Consider the following 17,875-nt stretch of genomic DNA (forward strand, 5'->3'; position numbering starts at 1 on the left):
TATGGCTTAATCCCAGTCCTTGCAGTGATCCAGAACCAGATCGGCAAAGGCAATTGCGGCGGGGGTCAGTACCCGGTCTTTCGCTGAAGTCAGTGCAATCGAGACAGTAGGGAGGGGGTCTTCGATGGGAACGACACCGATATCCCATTTCGAACGGATTTCGGGGATAGGCAGGCTGGGAAACGAACAGAGAAGGTCTGTCCCCTCCAGCATGGAAAGAAGGCTGAGAACGGAATCGGACCTGGCAAAGGGCTCAGGTGGTTCAACGCCCCTGTCTTCAAAAAACTGGTAGTAGACCGGACGTCGTTCCTTCGGACCAATCATGATCCAGCGTCCGTTCCGCAATTCGACCGGATCCGTCACGTTCAGATACTTCGACTGGCTTCCGCTCAGGATTGAGATGGGTGTCGTGAAGAGCTTTGTTGCGTGAAGTCCTGGCAGATCATTCAAGGAAGGCGAAGGTCCGAGAACAAAGTCAGCTTCCCCGCGACGAAGAGGAGAGAAGGCAGCCGGTGCGTGCCCGCCCGTAATTCCGATTTTCACGCTTGGAAACCGTTGCTGAAATCTGCGCAGTACGGTCGGAACGATCTTCAGAGCGGCAAGGGGAGACACAATGATGTCTATTGTGCCGACATAATCACCCTGGATCTGGGCGACTTCTTCGTGAAGTTTCTTGATGTCGACGAAAATCTTGCGGCAGCGATCCACAATGATCTGACCTTCCTTTGTCGGTACGACTCCATAGGACGCGCGAAAGAAGATCGGAGTGCCCAGGTCAGCTTCGGCGGCCTTCAGGGCCTTTGTGACTGCCGGTTGGGTCTTGTTCATGCGCTGGGCGGCCGCGCCGAGGCTGCCAAGGTCCGCGATTGTTACAATCAACTCAACATGTTGAGGCTTCAACCGGCCCTCCCATATGCATGCACATTCTCAACCTGAGAATAGAAGAATGAGCCTGGGAAAAGAAGTGCTGCAATTCGGTGCGTGTGGGGGAGGGCAGATTTGTTTCTTTCACCCATGAACCTGAGCCCGGTCGCCTAAGCGTTTCATATAGTCTTCCGGAGAAAGACCGATCGTGAACTCGAAATCAGGTGCCCATGTGCTCCGGATGCGCGATATGCGCCGACCGAGGTAAAGGTCCCAATCGCGAGAGAGCCCGGAACGTGCGATGTCGGCCTGGTCTGGCAGGGTTTCAAAAAAGTGCTCCATGCCACGCAACTGAGCGAAGTAACGGGGAGGACATACGACGGTCACGGTCTCAAAGGACTTCAGTTTTTTCAGCTGCTTAAGAAGGTCGCCGGAAAGTTGTTCGCCCTCCTGATCGAGCGCCCAGACCAGTGCGACATTGCCTTGCTTTCGCGTGTCTGAAAGCAAAACGGCACCGGGGTTGCGACTTGTCACGAGATTGCGAAGGCTGCGCAGAGCGAACCGAAGGCTGAGATTGTGAAATCGTTCTTTGATCATGCTCGTGTCCGACCCCTAATTCTTTTTTATCGGGGTATCCGGCAGTTGCGCCAGAATGCGTAGCTGCTGGGCAATTTGCGAGGCACCCTTCCAACAGTCGTGGTTCCGTGCGCAGGCTAAACTCATGGCCTTTCGCTCTTCCGGATTGCTAAGCCGCTGCAATTTTTCGCCAATTCCGTAAGGGTCGTCAGCAGAGCAGCTTAAGTTCCAGCCAGCGCGCGAGCCGTATCCGGCTCTTGCTTCCTGAAGGTCCATTTCCGGATGATTGTTGGGAACGAAGAGGGTTGGAAGCGCAGCTGCGATGTTTTCATGGAACGTGTTGTATCCTGCAGCACAAACTGCATAGTCGAACGCCTTCAGATACCGGCCCAGAGGGAAGATCTTGCGCGACAGCAGGCGCTCGTGAAAGTCAGTCCGGTCGTCGATGTGCAGCGGAGACCTGACTTCAACGGCGATGGTGTCCGGCTGCCTGTCTAGAAACTCCAGCAGAACCTGACGGGCGAGTGTCATGTCGAAATTCGCCTCTGAGCCCAGTTGAACAAGGCAGAGTGTTGCTTTGTCCGGCAGGTTGAGCTCCTGTCTTGCTTGCGCTTTGCCCAACTGATTGTTTGGGTGGGTCAGCAGGACAGGTTGGACTTTCGTGACACGTTCCGGGTCGTTTCCTACGTGACCGGGGTCCATGGCGTGACACAGTTCTCCAGGCTCGAAAACCGCGTCGAAATGGCCGTCAAGTGAAGACGATTGGGGTCGATCCGTGCGCCACAATCCGCGCCGGATCCAGACGCTGGGACATTTGCCATGGGCTTCGACAGCTCCCAGAAACCCCGCATATGGAACACTTCCGTCAAACAGGACCAGAGACGGCTTGTAGAAATTGAGAGCGTCGAGCAATTCCTGAAAAAAATAGGCGTTCCAGATTTCAGGATCCAGCTCCAGCCGGCGGCTGAAAGGACGGAATTCAGCCAGATGGCCCATCGAACGCGCAACTTCAATGGCTTCAGACATTGAGAAGAACACTGTGTCCACACAGGGCCCAATTGCTGTGGTGATGGCAAGTTGACGTGAAAGATGCCCAAGACCAACGCCGTTTGAGGTAACCGAGAGGACAACGGGTTTGGCGGATGTCTCCTGACCTTTGGGTATGGCCGGACGGGTGTCATTTGAGGTCTTGCAGACCAGGTCGAATTTGCGAGTGAACTGGTCCAGACCGAAAGTGTCTTTTGCGAACGCAGCTGCATTTTTCGATGCCTTTTCCATCATCGAGCAGCTGGACAGCAGACGGTCATACACCTTGGGTGCCTGTTCTGGCTCCGCATAAAAACAGGCGTCGCCAAAGATGTCCTGAAGGTAGTGGGGTACAACACACGGCAAGCCGCTGGCCAGGGCTTCCAGCACACAATAACCAAACGCTTCAACCAGGCTATCGGAATGGAAATAACTATAAACGTCAAGATCTTGCAGGAAAGCGGTGATCGGCAGTTTTGAGAACGGGAGAACCTGCCAGTTGCTTGGAATTGTCTCAAACTGGTCGAGATAGGACTGAGAGGCGCCCATCATGCGAAAAGCGAAATTCGGAGAAGCCGGATAGCATTCCTGAGCAACTGATGGGGACGGCCACTTGTCGGAGCTGGGCCGGCTGTGGCGTCCGATGACAAGTTGTGAATTTGGAAGCCTCTGGTGCCTTCCTGGAAAGTCGGATGGGTCGATCAGATTGGTCCAGTCGCTGTCATGCAGAGCATGAGAAAACCCGTTCAGCTCAAGGTCCTTTCGGACGATCTTGCTGACAGGCAGCAGTTTTAGCCGATGACCAAACCAGTCGGTCGCAAGATCGGACCAGTGCTCCGTCTGATAATTGGCTCTTCCTCTGCGATCCCGAGTTGTGTGGTGGACAACGAGATAGAAGGTTTCAGCGTCGAACCCGGTCCTGCAAGTTACCCGCTTGTCCAAGAGGGAAGGGTGGTAGAGGAGGGCTACCTTTGCCCTCGGTCTTTCAGTCCGCGGAACGATGACCGTGCCCGTTGAGTGGATTTCTTCGATCAGGGCTGCGTTCAGAACCTGATTTCTGGCAAACAAAGGAGAAGACAATGGGATGATCCCAGCCTTGAGGCCAGCCTGTTTGCAAGCGCGAATGTCATATTTGAGAGAAGTTGTCGAACCGCCGGGAAAGCGCAAATCAGCAAGATAAAGGACATCAAGATCCATGTTTCAATCCGTTTGAGGACATCAGCAATATCAAACCAGCCTGCTGATTTTCAGGAGGCCGAACCTCCATAAAGGCGCCATAACTCCAGACCGCGATTGAAAAGCGGACCTGGCAAGCCGTCCAGGTCGCCGTCATAGTAGCCCGCAGTCTTCATGTTGGACTGAACTTCAATGATTGTGTCGCGTGACCAGCTTAGCGCTTCGGCGCTGATTTTAGCCAGAGTTTCACCTCTGTCCGCCGTCAGTGCGGCAAGAAGGAGCTCCGACGCTTTGCGCGGCGATTTCTCGATATGAAATCCTTCATCGTAAATTGCGGCTGCTGCCAGCGCGGCTTCCGCATAGCCCTGCCGCGCGGCCAGCTCGAAAAACTCCACTGCATGTTCAGGCGACTTGTAGATGCCTTCCTTGGCAAAGACCCCAAGATTGAATGTCGCCCGGGCTGCTCCCTCGGAGGACGCATATTCCAAAAGGGTTATTGCACGCTGAACGTCTCGCGGGCCGCCTGTTCCGGTGTAAAGAGACACTGCGAGGTTGATCGCCCCATCGGCACTGCCGTTCTGATAGGCTTGCTCAAATTGCTCTCTCGCAGCAGAGAGGTCCTTGGGCACGCCTTGCCCCAGCTCGTACAGCAATCCCAGGCTCACCAATGCGCGTGTGTTACCAGCGGAGGCTGCCTGCTTGTAGAAGTCGATGGCACCGTCCGTGTTGCCGACCGCTGCATACGCTCTGGCGAGCAATGATTTGTAATGGGCGTCTTCCGGAAAAGTCTGAATTGCGCTCTGACAGGCGTTAATTGCGGCTGTTGCGTTATCCGCCAGACGATTGAGCGAAACCCCTTGAAAGGCGATAGTTGAATCGTTGGGGTGGGTGGCGAATTTCCTGCAAAGTTCTGCAGGTGTCATGTTGTCTGGATTGTCAGACGCCATTTGTGAAACGAGCTCTTTCGCCTGTTCGACATTTTGCCCGTTTGGAAAGCGTTCAATGTAGTACTCGAGCAGGGATTTGTTCCGGGAATCAAGAGCGTTGGTCCAGATTGCGTCCTCCAGACTGGCGACATTTGCCGGGTTCTCTGAACGGGCGGTTCCTGGCGACGCATTGCTATTGCCGATTATGGAGCGTGCTTCCTCTGCAAAGCGTCCTTCGGGATAGCGGCGCAAATACAATCCGATCAGTTCCGGATCTTCTTGCCGCGCCGACAGTTGCCAAAGCCTGCCTTCCAGATCCTGTTCGGCTTCCTGGCCCGGCTTGAAAAAGAACTCGGGTTTGACGGAAAACTGGACATAAGGAACCTGAGCGCCTCCGGTGTCCTTGCGCACGTGCTTGTTGACCTTGGCCAGTACGGACAGAACCTCCTGTCCGGGTGCGCGCAAGTGCGAGAGCAGGGCTGATGCGTACGGGCTGTTGTTGCCGGCGCCGTCATAGGCAACCTTGCCGGGTTGAGTGGCAAAACCGATCAGAAACCCGCTCACGTCCGGCGGCGGCGCAAGGCCAGCCTTGAAGTGGCCGATGCGGTCCTGGAACGGGTTGTTCTGGCAAGCGTCCAGAAACACCATTTTGAAGGCACTGCTGTTTCCGACCTGTTCAAGTAGCTGGTCGAAATGAAGGCTTTCACTGACTAGGCTGTCAACGTCCTGAATATTTGCGTCCACCGGTATGAGATAATTCTTGCCACTCAACTGGACACCGTGTCCGGCATAGTAGACGAGCACTGCACTGGCGTCGTTCTGGACAGCCCCTTCTGCAAACGTCTTGAGCTCCCGGGTAAAATCCTCCTGCGTAGCGTCCAGGACCAAAGTGACGTCAAACCCGAGCGTCTGAAGCGTTGCAGACATGCTCTCTGCATCGTTGCGAGCATTTGGCAACACATCGGAACCATAATTGGCATTGCCGACCACAAATGCCATTCGGGTTTCCGTGTCGCCTGTCTGGGCAAAAGGACCGCCGCCAAGGATGCTTGCAGACACCAGGCTCATGCTGAAGACAAGACTGAACTTCCTGAGGCTTCGCCCGATTGAAGTCATGTAGCTTGTCATGACAGAGCTCCCGTCAAATGGCGATAGCTTTAGCGAGGCTGATTTCAACCGCCTGCAGGGTTTCGGTGAGAACCGCACGCTGCTGGCGCTGACGGTTTGCAATCACGATATCCTGCGACCGGACGACACGGATCTGCTGAACTTTGCCAATCCCCCGTTGAATGGCCGCCAGGGCTTCTTCGCTGCTGTCTGCTTCGCGAACTTCCACAGCCATTTGCCTGACGATCGGCACAGCCGCTTCCGCGACCGCGCTACCTCTTTTGGCTTCGCGTTCCAATCTGTCCCCGAGTTCCTCAAGCACTTCGGAGATGCATATGTAGGGCGTTCCTTCGATCTTTGCCCTGGTTTCACACCTTTCCGCTTGCTTACGAATGCGTACTTCGATGTTCAGAAAACGCTCAAGGGTCATCCGTTCGTTGTCTGAGGTCGGTTCATAGCCGCCATTGCTCTTGGGGACAAACAAATGCAAGGGGATCGGATTGGTTCCCGATCCCTTCTTAACGCTTGGGGACTCGCTTTCGTAAGCGGCGACCATGATTTTTTGCTCTTTGGCGATGGCCTGCACATCCAGTCCTCCAACCTCGCCGGGTGTCAGGGAGGGAAGGGACGATGAGCTGGTCGAAAGTTCCAGTTTTTGCCGGGCCGATTGCCAGCTGCTTGTCCGCGAAGAGAGCGACAGATCCTGGCTATGTTCCCTGGCCGAACTGGTCGCACCGGTAAGCCAGGTAACTAAAAGAGATACGACAAAGGAAAGCAATCCAACAAGCTTGCGTTTCGTTATCTCGGTCATAGGGTGTCCAAATAATTAGGAAATATAACTATACGGAATTTTCAAATGTAATCTCAACAACGTACTTCAGATTTAGAGCACTTTTGCCGTCGAGGAAACCTCCTGAAGTAAAATTCTCATCTTGAGATCTGGAGTCGCCTGATTGCTTGACTTGAGCGAACTCAAATGGGAGGAACTTCGCTCATCTGGCTCCGGAGGTCCTCTCGTCGAACATTAAACTTATGTTGTTGTTTGGCAGAGGGGAAATCTTATACGGTGTTATCACCGTACCTAGTGTAAACGGTCGCGCCTCGTAGTTCCCCGATATTGCAGCAACTTCAAAAACATGCCAGCCTCGGAGTCCAAGGCGGAGGAGAGAAGACATGCCTGAAATTTCCAGTGATCGCGATTGCCAGACCGTTATCACCACTTTCGAAATGACACCGGGAACATGTTACGACTTGCTGGAGGAACTAAAGGACGCTTATGAGAATTTCATTCGGCACCAGCCGGGATTCATTGGCGCCGGGCTTCATGTAAACGACGCTCAGACACGCATCGCCAATTACTCCCAATGGCGTAAGAGGGAGGACTTTCTGGCCATGCTCCGCTCTCCGGAAATGCGCGAGCGCAACAGACGCATAAGCGCATTATGCAAGCATTTTGAACCAGTCATGTATGACGTTGCGGAGAGTTTCGACACGTGACCGGAATCCGGTTTTGAAAGAGCTGGTGGCGGCGGGCAAATGATCGCCGCCCAGATTTCGATGACCTGCCTTGTTCCGACGGGTTTTGCGGAGACGAGGAAGCACGTTGCCCTTCAATTTTCAGCACGGGTCAAGCGCCGGTGCAAACCTTAAAAAAGAAAATGTCCTATCAGTTTGTTGTTTGTAATGATCTCAGTCCCGAGAGGCTGACATCTGCCATGAATGAAGCCTTTTCCGATTATGTTGTTCCTCTCTCCATGACAGTTGAGGCATTCAGAGATTTTCAGAAACAGCGTGGGTTTTCTGGCCGTCACTCGTTCGTCGCACTTCAGGGGGAGGAGATTGCAGCCTTCTGGTTTTCAAGTCCTCCCAATCCGTTCTATGGCAACAGAGCCTACACGCTATCGGTTGGAACCTGCCCGAAACATCGTCGAAAAGGCCTGTCGCGTCAGTTGCTTGATGCGGTTGTTCAGATGCAAAAAGCAGATGCGGCAAGCGGACTTCAGTTGGAGGTGGTGTCGACCAACACCAAGGCCGTCAAGGCGTATGAGACTTTTGGATTTAAACGCGAGCGGATACTGCGGGTTTGCAAGCTGAAGACGAGCGCGCTGATTGTCGCAAATCCGGCCTGTGTTCGGTTCGCGCCTTTGGGCGTTGAGGAGCTTCCCCATAGTGTAGCCGAGTATTTCGACATCGCACCGACGCCTCAGAATAGTCGGTCGGCGCTGCAAGGATTGGCTGAAACCACACATATCGTTGGAGCCTGGCGCGGTGATGATCTTGTGGGCTGGGGAGCAGCATTTAAGGATGGTGCGGTTGCGCAGATTGCAGTTCGAAAGGACGAACGCAGAGCCGGCATCGGCAGGGCAATATTGTGCGAACTGGCCGAAAGAGCTGGTTCGGAGCAATTGACATTTGTGAATATTGACGAAAGCGCCACCGGGATCAACGCGTTCCTGAACCAGGCGGGCGCAGAAGACATTCTTCAGCAATTCGAGATGCATCTCATTCTGTGAGGTGTTCTGAAACGGCAATCTGGTTTGAACATTACACCGATTTCATCTTCCCTTTCTGGAAACCGGATTTTGCCATGCCCACATCGCGGTTGCGGGTTTGCCCCGTACTGAAAAGCATGACCACGCTCCCGGGAAGGATAGCAGGCAGGATATCCGTCGAGGCGATGCAGAGGGAAATACCGATGAAAACGATGGTTGTACCGCTAATGGCCGCAATAAGTCTGATGTCAGTTTCACAAGCAATGGCACAATCGGCAGCGATGGATACGGTTCCTGCCAAGCCGGATGCGCAAGTCACCTTCATGAACTGGTCCGAGCAACCTTACAGCCAGTGGGCTTTCAGGAATGTGGGCATTGCCCCCAGCCTTATGGTGCCAAGGGCAGGCGATATTGTGATGCTGGAGGAAGCCACCGATCCTTCAATTGCCGATCTCAGCTTTGACTACGCAGGCAAATCCTTCACTGTTCGCGAAGCAATGACAGGAGATGACACGGACGGGATAGTTGTCCTGAAGGACGGCAAGATCGTTTACGAAGAATATTTCAATGGCTTCGGTGAGCGGGACCACCACCTTTGGGCTTCGAGCACCAAGTCGCTTGTCGGTTTGGCCATGGGGCTCCTCGTGGCTGAGGGCAAGGTCAATGTCGATGATCTGGTTGAAGCCTATATTCCTGAATTGAAAGGAACCTACTTCGGAAACCGCACGGTACGCGACGTTCTCAATATGGTTTCGGCCCTTGGCTATACGGAGGACTATGAGAATTTCGAACCCGGTGCAGTCAGCACGGAATATTTCCGCAGGCTGGGCTTCATTCCGGCCTTTGACCTGATGGCGACCGACCCGAAGAAAGACGATACCCCACGTGGTATTCTGGAGTTTTTGCCCCGTTTCGACGGGAATCCGGATCTCGAGCCGAGAGACCGGTTTGAATATCATTCGCCCAATGTGGATGTCGCCGGCTGGATTATCGCACGTGTTTCGGGAATGCCGCTACATCAGTTCATTGCCGACAATGTCTGGAACAAGTTGGGGGTTGAACATGATGCCTTTTTCATGTCCGACGTCGCCTTCACCCCCATCGCAACAGGCGGTTTCAATACGACCTTGCGCGACTTTGCCCGTGTCGGTCAGGTCGTTGTCAACAATGGTGAATACAACGGTGTGCAGGTTTTTCCGGAGGCGTGGGTCAAGGACACGTTCAGCCTGACGGAAGACGAGCGGCAACAGATGGCGCGCAGCAACTACAAAGATCCTGCAGCGCCGCGGTTCGATGAGTGGCTGGAAGGTTACAAGAACTATCTCTGGGTTCATGACGCCGAAAAGGGTATCGGAACCTTCAGAGGCGTGTTCGGTCAGCACCTTTATGTCAATCAGGCAGAGAACGTTGTCATTGCAACATTCTCGTCAGCTGAAAGCGCGTCGAATGCAGCTCGAGAAACCAACAAGCCGCGCCTGGCGGCCTTTGATGCTATCGCTGATCACTTGAAATAGGCGAAGGCGAGTGCCGCGAGCCTTGCCGCGGCCATTGGTGAAACAGCCTTTTCTCGAAATGCTTTAGCCCTTCTTGAAAGGCGCATGTTCTACGAGCGCTTCGTTTTCCCGTTCGATTGCGAAGCGTTCCCGTTCCAGGTAATCCGCAACAGCCTGGTGCAACCCTTCATGCGCGATCCAATGCGCTGAATAGGTGGTTGCAGGCATATATCCCCTGGCCAGCTTGTGCGCCCCTTGGGCGCCAGCCTCTACGCGCTTCAATCCTCTGTCGATGGCGAAGTCGATGGCCTGGTAGTAGCAAAGCTCGAAATGCAGAAAGGGGTGGTGCTCCGTACAGCCCCAGTGCCTCCCGAACAGCGTTTCTGACCCCATGAAGTTCAGGGCGCCGGCAATGTATCGGCCGTTGCGTTTTGCCAGCACCAGGAGCGTCTGTTCGGCAAGTCGCTCGTTGATAAGCGAGAAGAAATCCCGGTTGAGATAGGGGCGCCCCCATTTTCGCGAGCCTGTGTCCATATAGAACTTGAAAAACGCGTCCCAGTGGGCCTCGGTCAGATCACTGCCGGTAATCCATTCCACTTCGATACCTTCGGCGCACAGCGCTTCACGGCGTTCCTTTCTGATTGCCTTGCGCTTGCGCGACGCGAGGTCAGTCAGGAAGTCGTCGAAACAGTCGTAGCCGTTGTTTTCCCAGTGAAACTGTTGGTCCGTACGTTGCAGGTAGCCCAGCTCTCCAAGTGTGGTCCATTCCGGCTCTGTCAGAAATGTCGAATGAACGGACGAGGCTCCCGTTCGTTTGCAGAGTTGAACCAGACCAGCCGCCAGTGCCTGCAATCCTGCTTCGCGATTGACACTGGGCCCGGTCAGGAAACGGCGCCCCGTCGCCGGGGTGAACGGAACCGAGATCTGCAGTTTGGGATAATATTCTCCGCCGGCCCGGTAGAACGCATCCGCCCAACCATGGTCGAAAACGTATTCTCCCTGCGAATGACTTTTCAGATACGCCGGAACGGCTCCCAGAACAGTGCCGGTTTCGTCTTCCAGGATCATGTGCCGTGGCAGCCAGCCAGTGTCTCCAGTTGCACAGCCGGAGCTCTCGAGTGAATCTAGAAATGCATGAGAAAGAAAGGGGTTAAATGCAGTATCTTCAGAAAGTGGATTAAAGTCGAGGTCTAGCGCGCCGACCAAGTCGCCATGTGGGTCGCTTGGTCGAGACTTCTTGAGTGTGCCCCTGCCGGTAAGGTGCCATCCGGGGTTGGCGATCTTGTCCCACGCCTCAGGTGTAACGTCACTTAATGAAGACAATACACGAAGGGAAATCGTCTGCTGGCCGCTGTTCCCGGCCGCATCGGGAGTATCCGTAGAAGAGGAAGAGGTCATGCGTTGTAGAAAACCAAAATTCCAGGTCATGAACTCTTAAATGTAGCGCGGCCGTTTTGCGGCGCAAGAGGTCGCACGCGCTGTTTCCTTTGGCCTTTGGTCAGCGGCCGACTATTTGTCCGGATCGAAACCTTCAAACACAATCTGGTCTGCAAAGCGCGCCGCTTTAGCGCGCTGGTCTTGCGTGCGGACCGTCCAGGTCATTAGCGGTAGCTTGAGCAAAGATCTCAAAAGGCTGGGCCCGGCCTTGGGCAGGTCATTGATCCCATAGGAAATGAAATGGGGGCGGGTGCGAGGGAAATGCAAGAGATGTCTCAGAATGAAGCGGTCGGTTCGACCATAACGAGCGTAATCCGGTCCAGCCTCTGCTCCGTCGGCTACAATTCCCCGCAGAACTGATGGCTGGTGGTTCTTGGCGTGAGATATCATGTCCGGGTCGAAGGACTTGATGCAGACAGGTCCATTGTAGGCAGCTACCTGATCCGTGACACGGCGTACAAAATCGCCTTGTGCGTCCCGGCGCATCAACGACTTGATCTCGATGACCAGCGGTACCTTGCCGTCAACCTGGTCGAACAGATCCTGAAGCAGCCAAAGCTTGTCCGTCCCGGTCTTCATATGGATCTGCACCAGATCACCGGAATTCTGCTCGATCACCTTGCCGGTGCCTTCGGCAAGCCGGTCAAGCGTGTAGTCGTGGAAGACCAAAGCTTCGCCGTCAGCCGTTTCCTGAACATCAACTTCGATACCGAAATTCTTGTCGATGGCCTTCTGGACAGCCGTTGGCGTGTTTTCGATGATGCCGTTGTCGGCATCGTGATACCCGCGATGGGAAACCGGACGGGCGAAAATGGTCTTGAGGGCAGGGGTCATAGATCGAACTTAGGTCAAAAAAGAAAAATGCGGCACCTTGGTTGCCAGGGTGCCGCGACTGGAAAAATTATTCGGCAATTTCAAAGATTGCTTCGATCTCGACGGCTGCTCCAAATGGCAGCGACGCTGCGCTGACAGCGGAGCGCGCATGGCGGCCCTTGTCGCCCATGGCCTCGACCAGGAAGTCCGAAGCGCCATTGATCACCTGGGGCTGATCACCAAAATCCGCAGTCGAATTCACGAAGCCGACGATCTTGACGAGGCGGGCCACTTTTTCCAGATCACCTGTCGCAGCCTTGGCCTGGGCAAGGAGGTTGATGGCGCACAGTTTCGCAGCTTCCTTACCGTCGTCAACGCCCAGTCCATCTCCCAACTTGCCGGTGGCGACGATTTTTCCGTCCTTCATCGGCAGTTGACCGGAGACAAATAGCTGGTTGCCGGTCTTTACGAATGGCACGTAGTTGGCAGCGGGAGCCGCAGCGTTCGGCAGGGCGATGCCCAATTCGTTCAAACGGGCTTCAATGGTTGTGCTCATTTGGCTTCTCCGCACTTTGGAACTTAGGTTCTGTAACTCGTGCATTCGCACTTATTGGAGGGGTGTCTTGGCGCAAATTCCGAAAACTGACAAGGTCAATTTCTGCTGCTCGTCCGCATCACGAGTGAATATTCGGACGAATCCGAGCTCCCACCATCATTCTTCCGCAGTTTTCTGTGAAATTTTCCGTGCGATCTGAGGAAATCTTGGAGGGGCTCCAATTCGCTATGGCGAAAGACAAAGATAATCGCATAATGGCGGTGAGGGCAGCGTCAACTGCTACCCGAACGAGTACGAGGTACCTGATGCTGTGCGTTTCAAAACGCTTGTCCCTGGCAAACTCCACTGCAGCCCTGGCATTCGCCGCTGGACTTGTTCCGATGAGCAGTGCTGTCGCTGCAACGGCCGCCGTCGCGGCTGCCCATGAGCTCGTTCCTCATCGGGCCGTTTACGACATGAAGCTCGGCGAAATGGACGAAAAGTCCGGGATCGCGGGATTGAACGGTCGGATGGTCTACGATTTCTCCGGTAGTGCCTGTGACGGCTACAGTGTCAATTTCCGTTTCGTGACTGAGTTCCAGAATGCTGATGGCGGGTCACAGGTCACGGACCTTCAAACCACCTCATTCGAAGAGCCGCAGGCCGAAAGTTATCAGTTCCTCTCAAAGACCTTTGTTGATCAGGAACTGGTTGAGGCAACGCGGGGAACCGCTCGCCTCGGGCAGGATAGCAGAACGATCGAACTGAAGGAGCCGGCTGAAAAGTCGCTCGATATTGGCCGCGAGGTGCTGTTCCCGACCGAGCATTTGCTATCGATCATGAATGCGGCGGAAGAAGGTGTGCCCTTTGTTGCCGCCGACATTTATGACGGTGCCGAAACAGGTGAAAAGGTCTACGCCACAACGACCGTGATCGGAGCCAAGGCTGTCAGTCCGGTCAAGGAGGGGGCGGAAGGTCCTGATGCACCGCTTGCAGGAATGAGCTACTGGCCGGTGACTGTTGCCTATTTCGACCCGACGGAAGAAGAAGCTTCGGGTGAAATTATGCCTGTCTACCAACTGTCATTCTGGCTTTACGAGAATGGCATCAGCGGCAACCTGAAGCTCGACTATGGCGACTTCACCATCCAGGGCAAGATGGCTGCACTCGAGCTTTACGACGAGGCGGACTGCGCAAACCCGTAAGGTTTCTGAAAATTCACGGCTGGGTCAGGATTTCTTGGAATCTTCGGCCACTTTGGCCGCATGTGTCAGGCCAAGCTCCACGGCGGATTTGCCGAACTTGTTTCTGAGCTTGTCCACGGCGAGTTCGGCGTTTTTTCTGCGTTCCGCCGATTCATCGACAAGGTCTTGCGGGTCGGCGCGTTCGGCAGTTTCCAGATCGCTTACGCCAATTCCAATCAGGCGGAATCGACGTCCATCGGCTTCGACTTCAAGCAGGGATTCTCCGGCCGCATAGATCCGGTCGGCAAGCTGTGTCGGGTCGGGCAGATGCCGGGCTCTGGTGATGGTCTTGAAGTCAGCGGTTTTCAGTTTCAGGGTTATGCCGCTCCCGGAAATCTCAGCCTTCTTCAATCTGCCGGACACCTTCTCGGAAAGATCGCGCAGAATTGGGCGCAGCGTCTCGAAACTGGATATGTCAGTTCTGAAGGTCGTCTCGGCAGAAACGCTCTTGGCACCGCGCTCAGGTTTGACAATTCTTGTGTCATCACCGTGTGAAAGCTGGGCCAGACGCAATCCGATGGAGCCGTAGCGCCGGGCAAGATCAGCTGCGTCCATGGTCTGCAACTGTCCGATTGTCCTGATACCGTCATTTTCCAGCTTCTTCTGGAAGACCTTGCCGACACCCCATATCCGCCCAACCGGCATCTCGGCCAGAACGGACTTTGCTTCCACTGCACCGATCACCGAAAAACCGCGAGGTTTTTCAAGGTCCGAGGCGAGTTTGGCAAGAAACTTGTTGGGTGCCAGTCCGACGGAAGCCGAGATGCCGATATCGGTTTCAACATCCCGTACGAATTTGGCCAGTGTTTCGGCGGGGGTCGCCTTGTGCAGGCGCTCAGTGCCGGTAAGATCCAGAAAGGCCTCATCGATGGAGAGTGGTTCCACCAGTGGTGTGAGGGCGCGCATGCGTGTTCGGATCTCTTTTCCGATTTTAGAGTACTTCTCCATGTTTGGTTTGATGACAACTGCATCGGGACAGGCTTCCAGAGCCTTGAACATGGGCATTGCAGAGCGCACACCATAGATCCGCGCAATGTAGCAACAGGTGGAGACGACGCCTCGCTGCCCCCCGCCAACAATGACCGGCAGATCCTGAAGGTCAGGATTGTCCCGCTTCTCGACCGAAGCGTAGAACGCATCACAATCGATGTGAGCAATCGCAAGCTGATCGAGTTCGGGATGGGACACAACCCGGGGACTGCCACAGGAGGGGCAACGCTGCAGTGTCGCCGCAAAACGGGTACTGCAATCCCGGCAAAGGCTTTTGTGCTCCAGAGGGCTCTCGGTCACGGCAGGTTCGCTCGTTCTTGCGACGGGGTCGTTCTGTTGTGCGCTTTCGTACCTAAAGGATAGCGCTGATGAAGCTCGCCGTCTCCTGCCAGTCTCCCGTCAGCAGGTCAATATGGTTCTCAGGCTCTGTCGCCTTGAGAAAGCGAGCATCGGCAATGAACTGAATCTGAACCGTTGAAGGAAGGGTGGCCTGAACCGATCTGTGGTTGGTCGGACTGTCGTCAATGAAGACGACAGGTGAGCGACGTCCGGCTGCAAGAGCGGCAACTGCTCCACCCTTGGGGCCGGAATTGGTAAGAACGGGAAACGTAATGCCCAGTCCGCCGAGCAGTTTCTCTCGTGCTGGCTTGTTATGGCCACCTGGAAGATTTGTCAGCAGAACGATGTCCCAGTCCCGGGCCAGCTCGTTGAGTGCCGTATCGGCCCCCGGAACCATATCCTGTCTGTGAGTGACATCATCGAAAAACGTCATCAGGTGTCGACGCACTTCTTCCGCTGCCAGCGTTTCCCGGCTTTCCTTGCTGCCGATATTGCCTGTCAGCCGATATTCATGCTTCAGGAACATCAGGCCGCGCTCATGAAGATAGTCTTCAAGGTGCGAGATCATGTGCAGGATCACTTCATCGACATCGCAAATGATCAGAGGGTTTTCCGACCGCGGAAGCGAGCGGATCTGGGCAAGGACCTCGGGCCTTACCGGTGTCGGCTCAGGCATTCTCTTCCTCTCCACCGGCAAGCGCGTAGCGGGCCGCAGCCATCATGGTTGGCCGGATGCCTGCATTTTCGCAGAAAGCAAGCAGGAGCGGTTCATCCATCATGTAGAATTCGAGAACACCTGCAAGAAAGCCCGGTTCGCCGGCAGCGGTTCGAATCACGTCAGGCCCGATACCCGAAAATGCTAGAAAACGGCCGATCTGTTCCGGGTCGCGGCTGAGCTGCAGTAAAGCCTCTGTGGCAATTCCTTGTGCTTCTTCAACGGATAATGACTTTCCCTGCATATTTTTCATTGTGTTTTTTTGCCTTTCTGAAACGATTCCGGGTTAGAACAAATCTAATGCGGGCCGGGGAAGGGTTCTACCGCGGACAATGAGACGCTGCGCTGAGTAAGATGGGACCGGCAGAATGCCGGGTGAAGGGCCGGACAATATGGCAAAATCCGTGTTGATCGTAGAAGACAATGAGCTGAACATGAAACTGTTTCATGATCTGCTCGAAGCTCACGGTTATAACACCTTGCAGACCCGTACCGGAATAGAGGCGTTGCAGCTTGCGCGTGAACATCACCCGGATTTGATCCTTATGGATATTCAGCTGCCCGAGGTCTCGGGCCTGGAAGTAACCAAGTGGATCAAGGAAGATGACGAGATTTCCTCAATTCCGGTAATTGCGGTTACGGCCTTCGCCATGAAAGGCGATGAGGAGCGTATCAGGCAGGGTGGTTGCGAAGCTTACATCTCCAAGCCGATCTCGGTTGCAAAGTTTCTTGAAACTGTCAGGGCTTATCTGGGAGAGGCTTGACCGATTTTTACATGAAAAACTGCGCACTTACTTAGAAATGCGTAAGATTTCGTGCAATCACAAGGTGTTGATTTCATCAACTTAGCGTCAAAGCACATTGCAACTTAATCCAGTCTCACTCATATTAAGATTACAAATTTACTAAAAACACATTGTTCCTGTGCATATTTTAGGGAAAATGTTGCATTCGGGTTACAATGGGGTAGGGTGAGCGCTGATTGGGGTCATTCCTGATCCCCTCTTTCGTGAGGTATTTATTGTCCTGACGTAGGATAGGCAGAAAAGTTTCCCCTCGGAGTGCTCAGGTCCGCCGCATCTCCTGGGTCCGTGGGGCAGGTCGGCAGGGAACCGGCCGATGAGTGGCCTCCTCGAATGCCGTGTTCCCGCCGACCACAATTCTCTTGAAAATTCAGGTCGCAAGCCGCGCAGGCTTCTGCGCGGTTTTTTGTTTCCGGACACAAAAAAACCCGCCGTAGGAGGCGGGCTTTTTCTGTTTTACCAGGTCGGCAAGATTACTTGATCTTGGCTTCCTTGAACTCAACGTGCTTCTTGGCAACCGGGTCATACTTCCGCTTGACCATTTTTTCGGTCATCGTGCGGGAGTTCTTCTTGGTGACATAGAAGAAACCGGTGTCCGCCGTGGAGAGGAGCTTGATTTTAATTGTTGTCGCCTTGGCCATGGCCTTGGATCCTGTTCTCGGTTATCGGGCAAAGGGTTCTTATGGCCAGATTGGCTGGCGGTGAATCTGCCCCAATGTCTGAAATCAGCGCGCAAAGTACTCATCAGGGCGTCAAAGTCAAGCTCTCCCTGCACTCTGGGCCGTAATTTGATGTGCAGCACGCTCGTATTTCTTTGCCCGGACTGTTTCTTCTGCGGCCTCTCGCCATTCTTGCGGTTAGTTTGCCTTGGGCATCCTGCTGGCGACTGCCTTGATCTCTATGATAGCCCCTTCACGCACAAATCCACTGACCTCGATTGCCGTCCACGAAGGATAGGGTTCTTCCACGAATTCCGCACGAATGGACTTGAAGAGCTCGAGATGGTCCCGCAATCCGACGTGATAAGAGGTCATGTCGACGAGAGCTGCATAACTCAAACCATCTTTTGCCAGAACCAGACCAACCTTGCGAAACGCCGTGCGGATCTGGGTTTCGGGATCGCCCGACAGATTTCCGTCAGTGTCGACCCCTGTCATTCCGGTCAGGAACAGAAAGTCACCGCAGGCAAGGCCCGGGGACATTTTCCAGTCACTGTGTTGGGACTGCAATTCGTCGGGAACGATAGCTCGCTTTTTCATAAGTCAGCCCTCCAGCCGCTCTGACAGGCCTTTCAGGCCTGCCTGGTAGAACTTGCTTCAGGCTTCATCATAAACCAATC

18 protein-coding genes are annotated in these 17,875 nt (G+C 54.4%); 5 read left to right on the top strand and 13 right to left on the bottom strand.

What is annotated here, in order from left to right; translation table 11 throughout:
• Positions 1 to 6 precede the first annotated feature (6 nt).
• The 5 genes from ABLO27_RS03100 to ABLO27_RS03120 all read right to left on the bottom strand — a co-directional run bounded on the left by ABLO27_RS03100 (position 7) and on the right by ABLO27_RS03120 (position 6,486).
• Positions 7 to 900, bottom strand: a complete 894-nt coding sequence (locus tag ABLO27_RS03100) for a LysR family transcriptional regulator (protein WP_353030365.1) — start codon at positions 898 to 900, stop codon at positions 7 to 9.
• Positions 901 to 1,008: 108 nt separating this feature from the next.
• Positions 1,009 to 1,461: a hypothetical protein gene (locus ABLO27_RS03105; RefSeq protein WP_353030366.1), complete on the bottom strand. Its 453-nt coding sequence runs from the start codon at positions 1,459 to 1,461 to the stop codon at positions 1,009 to 1,011.
• 15 nt (positions 1,462 to 1,476) lie between these two features.
• Positions 1,477 to 3,663 carry a glycosyltransferase gene (locus ABLO27_RS03110; RefSeq protein WP_353030367.1) on the bottom strand — a complete coding sequence of 729 codons (2,187 nt, stop codon included), beginning with the start codon at positions 3,661 to 3,663 and terminating at the stop codon, positions 1,477 to 1,479.
• Positions 3,664 to 3,713: 50 nt separating this feature from the next.
• Positions 3,714 to 5,696, bottom strand: a complete 1,983-nt coding sequence (locus ABLO27_RS03115) for a caspase family protein (protein ID WP_353030368.1) — start codon at positions 5,694 to 5,696, stop codon at positions 3,714 to 3,716.
• Between the two features lie 13 nt (positions 5,697 to 5,709).
• A complete protein-coding gene (locus ABLO27_RS03120; RefSeq protein ID WP_353030369.1) occupies positions 5,710 to 6,486 on the bottom strand; it encodes a hypothetical protein in 777 nt (258 codons plus the stop codon).
• Positions 6,487 to 6,848: 362 nt separating this feature from the next.
• On the opposite strand from ABLO27_RS03120, the gene ABLO27_RS03125 reads away from it, so the two are divergent.
• The 3 genes from ABLO27_RS03125 (at position 6,849) to ABLO27_RS03135 (ending at position 9,681) form a co-directional block, all read left to right on the top strand.
• Positions 6,849 to 7,172 carry an antibiotic biosynthesis monooxygenase family protein gene (locus ABLO27_RS03125; RefSeq protein ID WP_353030371.1) on the top strand — a complete coding sequence of 108 codons (324 nt, stop codon included), beginning with the start codon at positions 6,849 to 6,851 and terminating at the stop codon, positions 7,170 to 7,172.
• Positions 7,173 to 7,390: 218 nt separating this feature from the next.
• Positions 7,391 to 8,188, top strand: coding sequence for a GNAT family N-acetyltransferase (locus ABLO27_RS03130; protein WP_353030372.1), 798 nt, complete (start codon positions 7,391 to 7,393; stop codon positions 8,186 to 8,188).
• 182 nt (positions 8,189 to 8,370) lie between these two features.
• Positions 8,371 to 9,681, top strand: coding sequence for a serine hydrolase domain-containing protein (locus ABLO27_RS03135; protein ID WP_353030374.1), 1,311 nt, complete (start codon positions 8,371 to 8,373; stop codon positions 9,679 to 9,681).
• Between the two features lie 63 nt (positions 9,682 to 9,744).
• Here the strand turns inward: ABLO27_RS03135 and ABLO27_RS03140 are convergent, their stop codons facing one another.
• The 3 genes from ABLO27_RS03140 to ABLO27_RS03150 form a co-directional block, all read right to left on the bottom strand.
• Positions 9,745 to 11,058 (bottom strand): GNAT family N-acetyltransferase, encoded by a 1,314-nt coding sequence (locus tag ABLO27_RS03140; protein WP_353031687.1) that lies wholly within the window; start codon positions 11,056 to 11,058, stop codon positions 9,745 to 9,747.
• A gap of 111 nt (positions 11,059 to 11,169) precedes the next feature.
• The gene (locus ABLO27_RS03145; RefSeq protein WP_353030375.1) at positions 11,170 to 11,931 is read right to left on the bottom strand and encodes a glycerophosphodiester phosphodiesterase family protein; all 762 of its coding nucleotides are present in this window, start codon (positions 11,929 to 11,931) and stop codon (positions 11,170 to 11,172) included.
• Between the two features lie 67 nt (positions 11,932 to 11,998).
• Positions 11,999 to 12,466, bottom strand: a complete 468-nt coding sequence (locus tag ABLO27_RS03150; RefSeq protein WP_353030376.1) for a RidA family protein — start codon at positions 12,464 to 12,466, stop codon at positions 11,999 to 12,001.
• Positions 12,467 to 12,771: 305 nt separating this feature from the next.
• Here ABLO27_RS03150 and ABLO27_RS03155 point away from each other — a divergent pair, with 305 nt between their 5' ends.
• A complete protein-coding gene (locus tag ABLO27_RS03155; RefSeq protein WP_353030377.1) occupies positions 12,772 to 13,650 on the top strand; it encodes a cell envelope integrity EipB family protein in 879 nt (292 codons plus the stop codon).
• A 24-nt stretch (positions 13,651 to 13,674) separates the two neighbouring features.
• On the opposite strand, the gene ABLO27_RS03160 is transcribed toward ABLO27_RS03155, so the two are convergent.
• The 3 genes from ABLO27_RS03160 to ABLO27_RS03170 are packed head-to-tail and all read right to left on the bottom strand — an operon-like array spanning position 13,675 to position 15,986.
• The gene (locus ABLO27_RS03160) at positions 13,675 to 14,979 is read right to left on the bottom strand and encodes a DNA polymerase IV (RefSeq protein ID WP_353030378.1); all 1,305 of its coding nucleotides are present in this window, start codon (positions 14,977 to 14,979) and stop codon (positions 13,675 to 13,677) included.
• A gap of 52 nt (positions 14,980 to 15,031) precedes the next feature.
• Entirely contained in the window at positions 15,032 to 15,694 is a 663-nt protein-coding gene (locus ABLO27_RS03165; protein WP_353030379.1) for a hypothetical protein, read from the bottom strand.
• Entirely contained in the window at positions 15,687 to 15,986 is a 300-nt protein-coding gene (locus ABLO27_RS03170) for a DUF3572 domain-containing protein (protein ID WP_353030380.1), read from the bottom strand. Before ABLO27_RS03170 ends, ABLO27_RS03165 begins: the two co-directional genes overlap by 8 nt.
• Positions 15,987 to 16,125: 139 nt before the next feature.
• On the opposite strand from ABLO27_RS03170, the gene ABLO27_RS03175 reads away from it, so the two are divergent.
• On the top strand, positions 16,126 to 16,497 hold the full coding sequence (locus ABLO27_RS03175) for a response regulator (RefSeq protein ID WP_352940488.1): 372 nt from the start codon (positions 16,126 to 16,128) through the stop codon (positions 16,495 to 16,497).
• Between the two features lie 512 nt (positions 16,498 to 17,009).
• On the opposite strand, the gene rpmG is transcribed toward ABLO27_RS03175, so the two are convergent.
• Positions 17,010 to 17,177: a 50S ribosomal protein L33 gene (gene rpmG / locus ABLO27_RS03180; protein ID WP_008192710.1), complete on the bottom strand. Its 168-nt coding sequence runs from the start codon at positions 17,175 to 17,177 to the stop codon at positions 17,010 to 17,012.
• Positions 17,178 to 17,393: 216 nt separating this feature from the next.
• Entirely contained in the window at positions 17,394 to 17,795 is a 402-nt protein-coding gene (locus tag ABLO27_RS03185; protein WP_353030381.1) for a RidA family protein, read from the bottom strand.
• Positions 17,796 to 17,875: the final 80 nt, after the last annotated feature.

The organism is Roseibium sp. SCP15 (assembly GCF_040329435.1).
Lineage (GTDB): Bacteria > Pseudomonadota > Alphaproteobacteria > Rhizobiales > Stappiaceae > Roseibium.

Excerpts from the sequence above, each read along its gene's own strand:
- ABLO27_RS03170 (WP_353030380.1), bottom strand. The coding sequence starts at position 15,986 with ATGAAAAATATGCAGGGAAAGTCATTATCCGTTGAAGAAGCACAAGGA.
- ABLO27_RS03175 (WP_352940488.1), top strand. The coding sequence starts at position 16,126 with ATGGCAAAATCCGTGTTGATCGTAGAAGACAATGAGCTGAACATGAAA.
- ABLO27_RS03140 (WP_353031687.1), bottom strand. The coding sequence starts at position 11,058 with ATGACCTCTTCCTCTTCTACGGATACTCCCGATGCGGCCGGGAACAGC.
- ABLO27_RS03130 (WP_353030372.1), top strand. The coding sequence starts at position 7,391 with ATGAATGAAGCCTTTTCCGATTATGTTGTTCCTCTCTCCATGACAGTT.
- ABLO27_RS03110 (WP_353030367.1), bottom strand. The coding sequence starts at position 3,663 with ATGGATCTTGATGTCCTTTATCTTGCTGATTTGCGCTTTCCCGGCGGT.
- ABLO27_RS03120 (WP_353030369.1), bottom strand. The coding sequence starts at position 6,486 with ATGACCGAGATAACGAAACGCAAGCTTGTTGGATTGCTTTCCTTTGTC.
- ABLO27_RS03135 (WP_353030374.1), top strand. The coding sequence starts at position 8,371 with ATGAAAACGATGGTTGTACCGCTAATGGCCGCAATAAGTCTGATGTCA.
- ABLO27_RS03150 (WP_353030376.1), bottom strand. The coding sequence starts at position 12,466 with ATGAGCACAACCATTGAAGCCCGTTTGAACGAATTGGGCATCGCCCTG.
- ABLO27_RS03165 (WP_353030379.1), bottom strand. The coding sequence starts at position 15,694 with ATGCCTGAGCCGACACCGGTAAGGCCCGAGGTCCTTGCCCAGATCCGC.
- rpmG (WP_008192710.1), bottom strand. The coding sequence starts at position 17,177 with ATGGCCAAGGCGACAACAATTAAAATCAAGCTCCTCTCCACGGCGGAC.
- ABLO27_RS03145 (WP_353030375.1), bottom strand. The coding sequence starts at position 11,931 with ATGACCCCTGCCCTCAAGACCATTTTCGCCCGTCCGGTTTCCCATCGC.
- ABLO27_RS03155 (WP_353030377.1), top strand. The coding sequence starts at position 12,772 with ATGCTGTGCGTTTCAAAACGCTTGTCCCTGGCAAACTCCACTGCAGCC.
- ABLO27_RS03125 (WP_353030371.1), top strand. The coding sequence starts at position 6,849 with ATGCCTGAAATTTCCAGTGATCGCGATTGCCAGACCGTTATCACCACT.
- ABLO27_RS03105 (WP_353030366.1), bottom strand. The coding sequence starts at position 1,461 with ATGATCAAAGAACGATTTCACAATCTCAGCCTTCGGTTCGCTCTGCGC.
- ABLO27_RS03185 (WP_353030381.1), bottom strand. The coding sequence starts at position 17,795 with ATGAAAAAGCGAGCTATCGTTCCCGACGAATTGCAGTCCCAACACAGT.
- ABLO27_RS03115 (WP_353030368.1), bottom strand. The coding sequence starts at position 5,696 with ATGACAAGCTACATGACTTCAATCGGGCGAAGCCTCAGGAAGTTCAGT.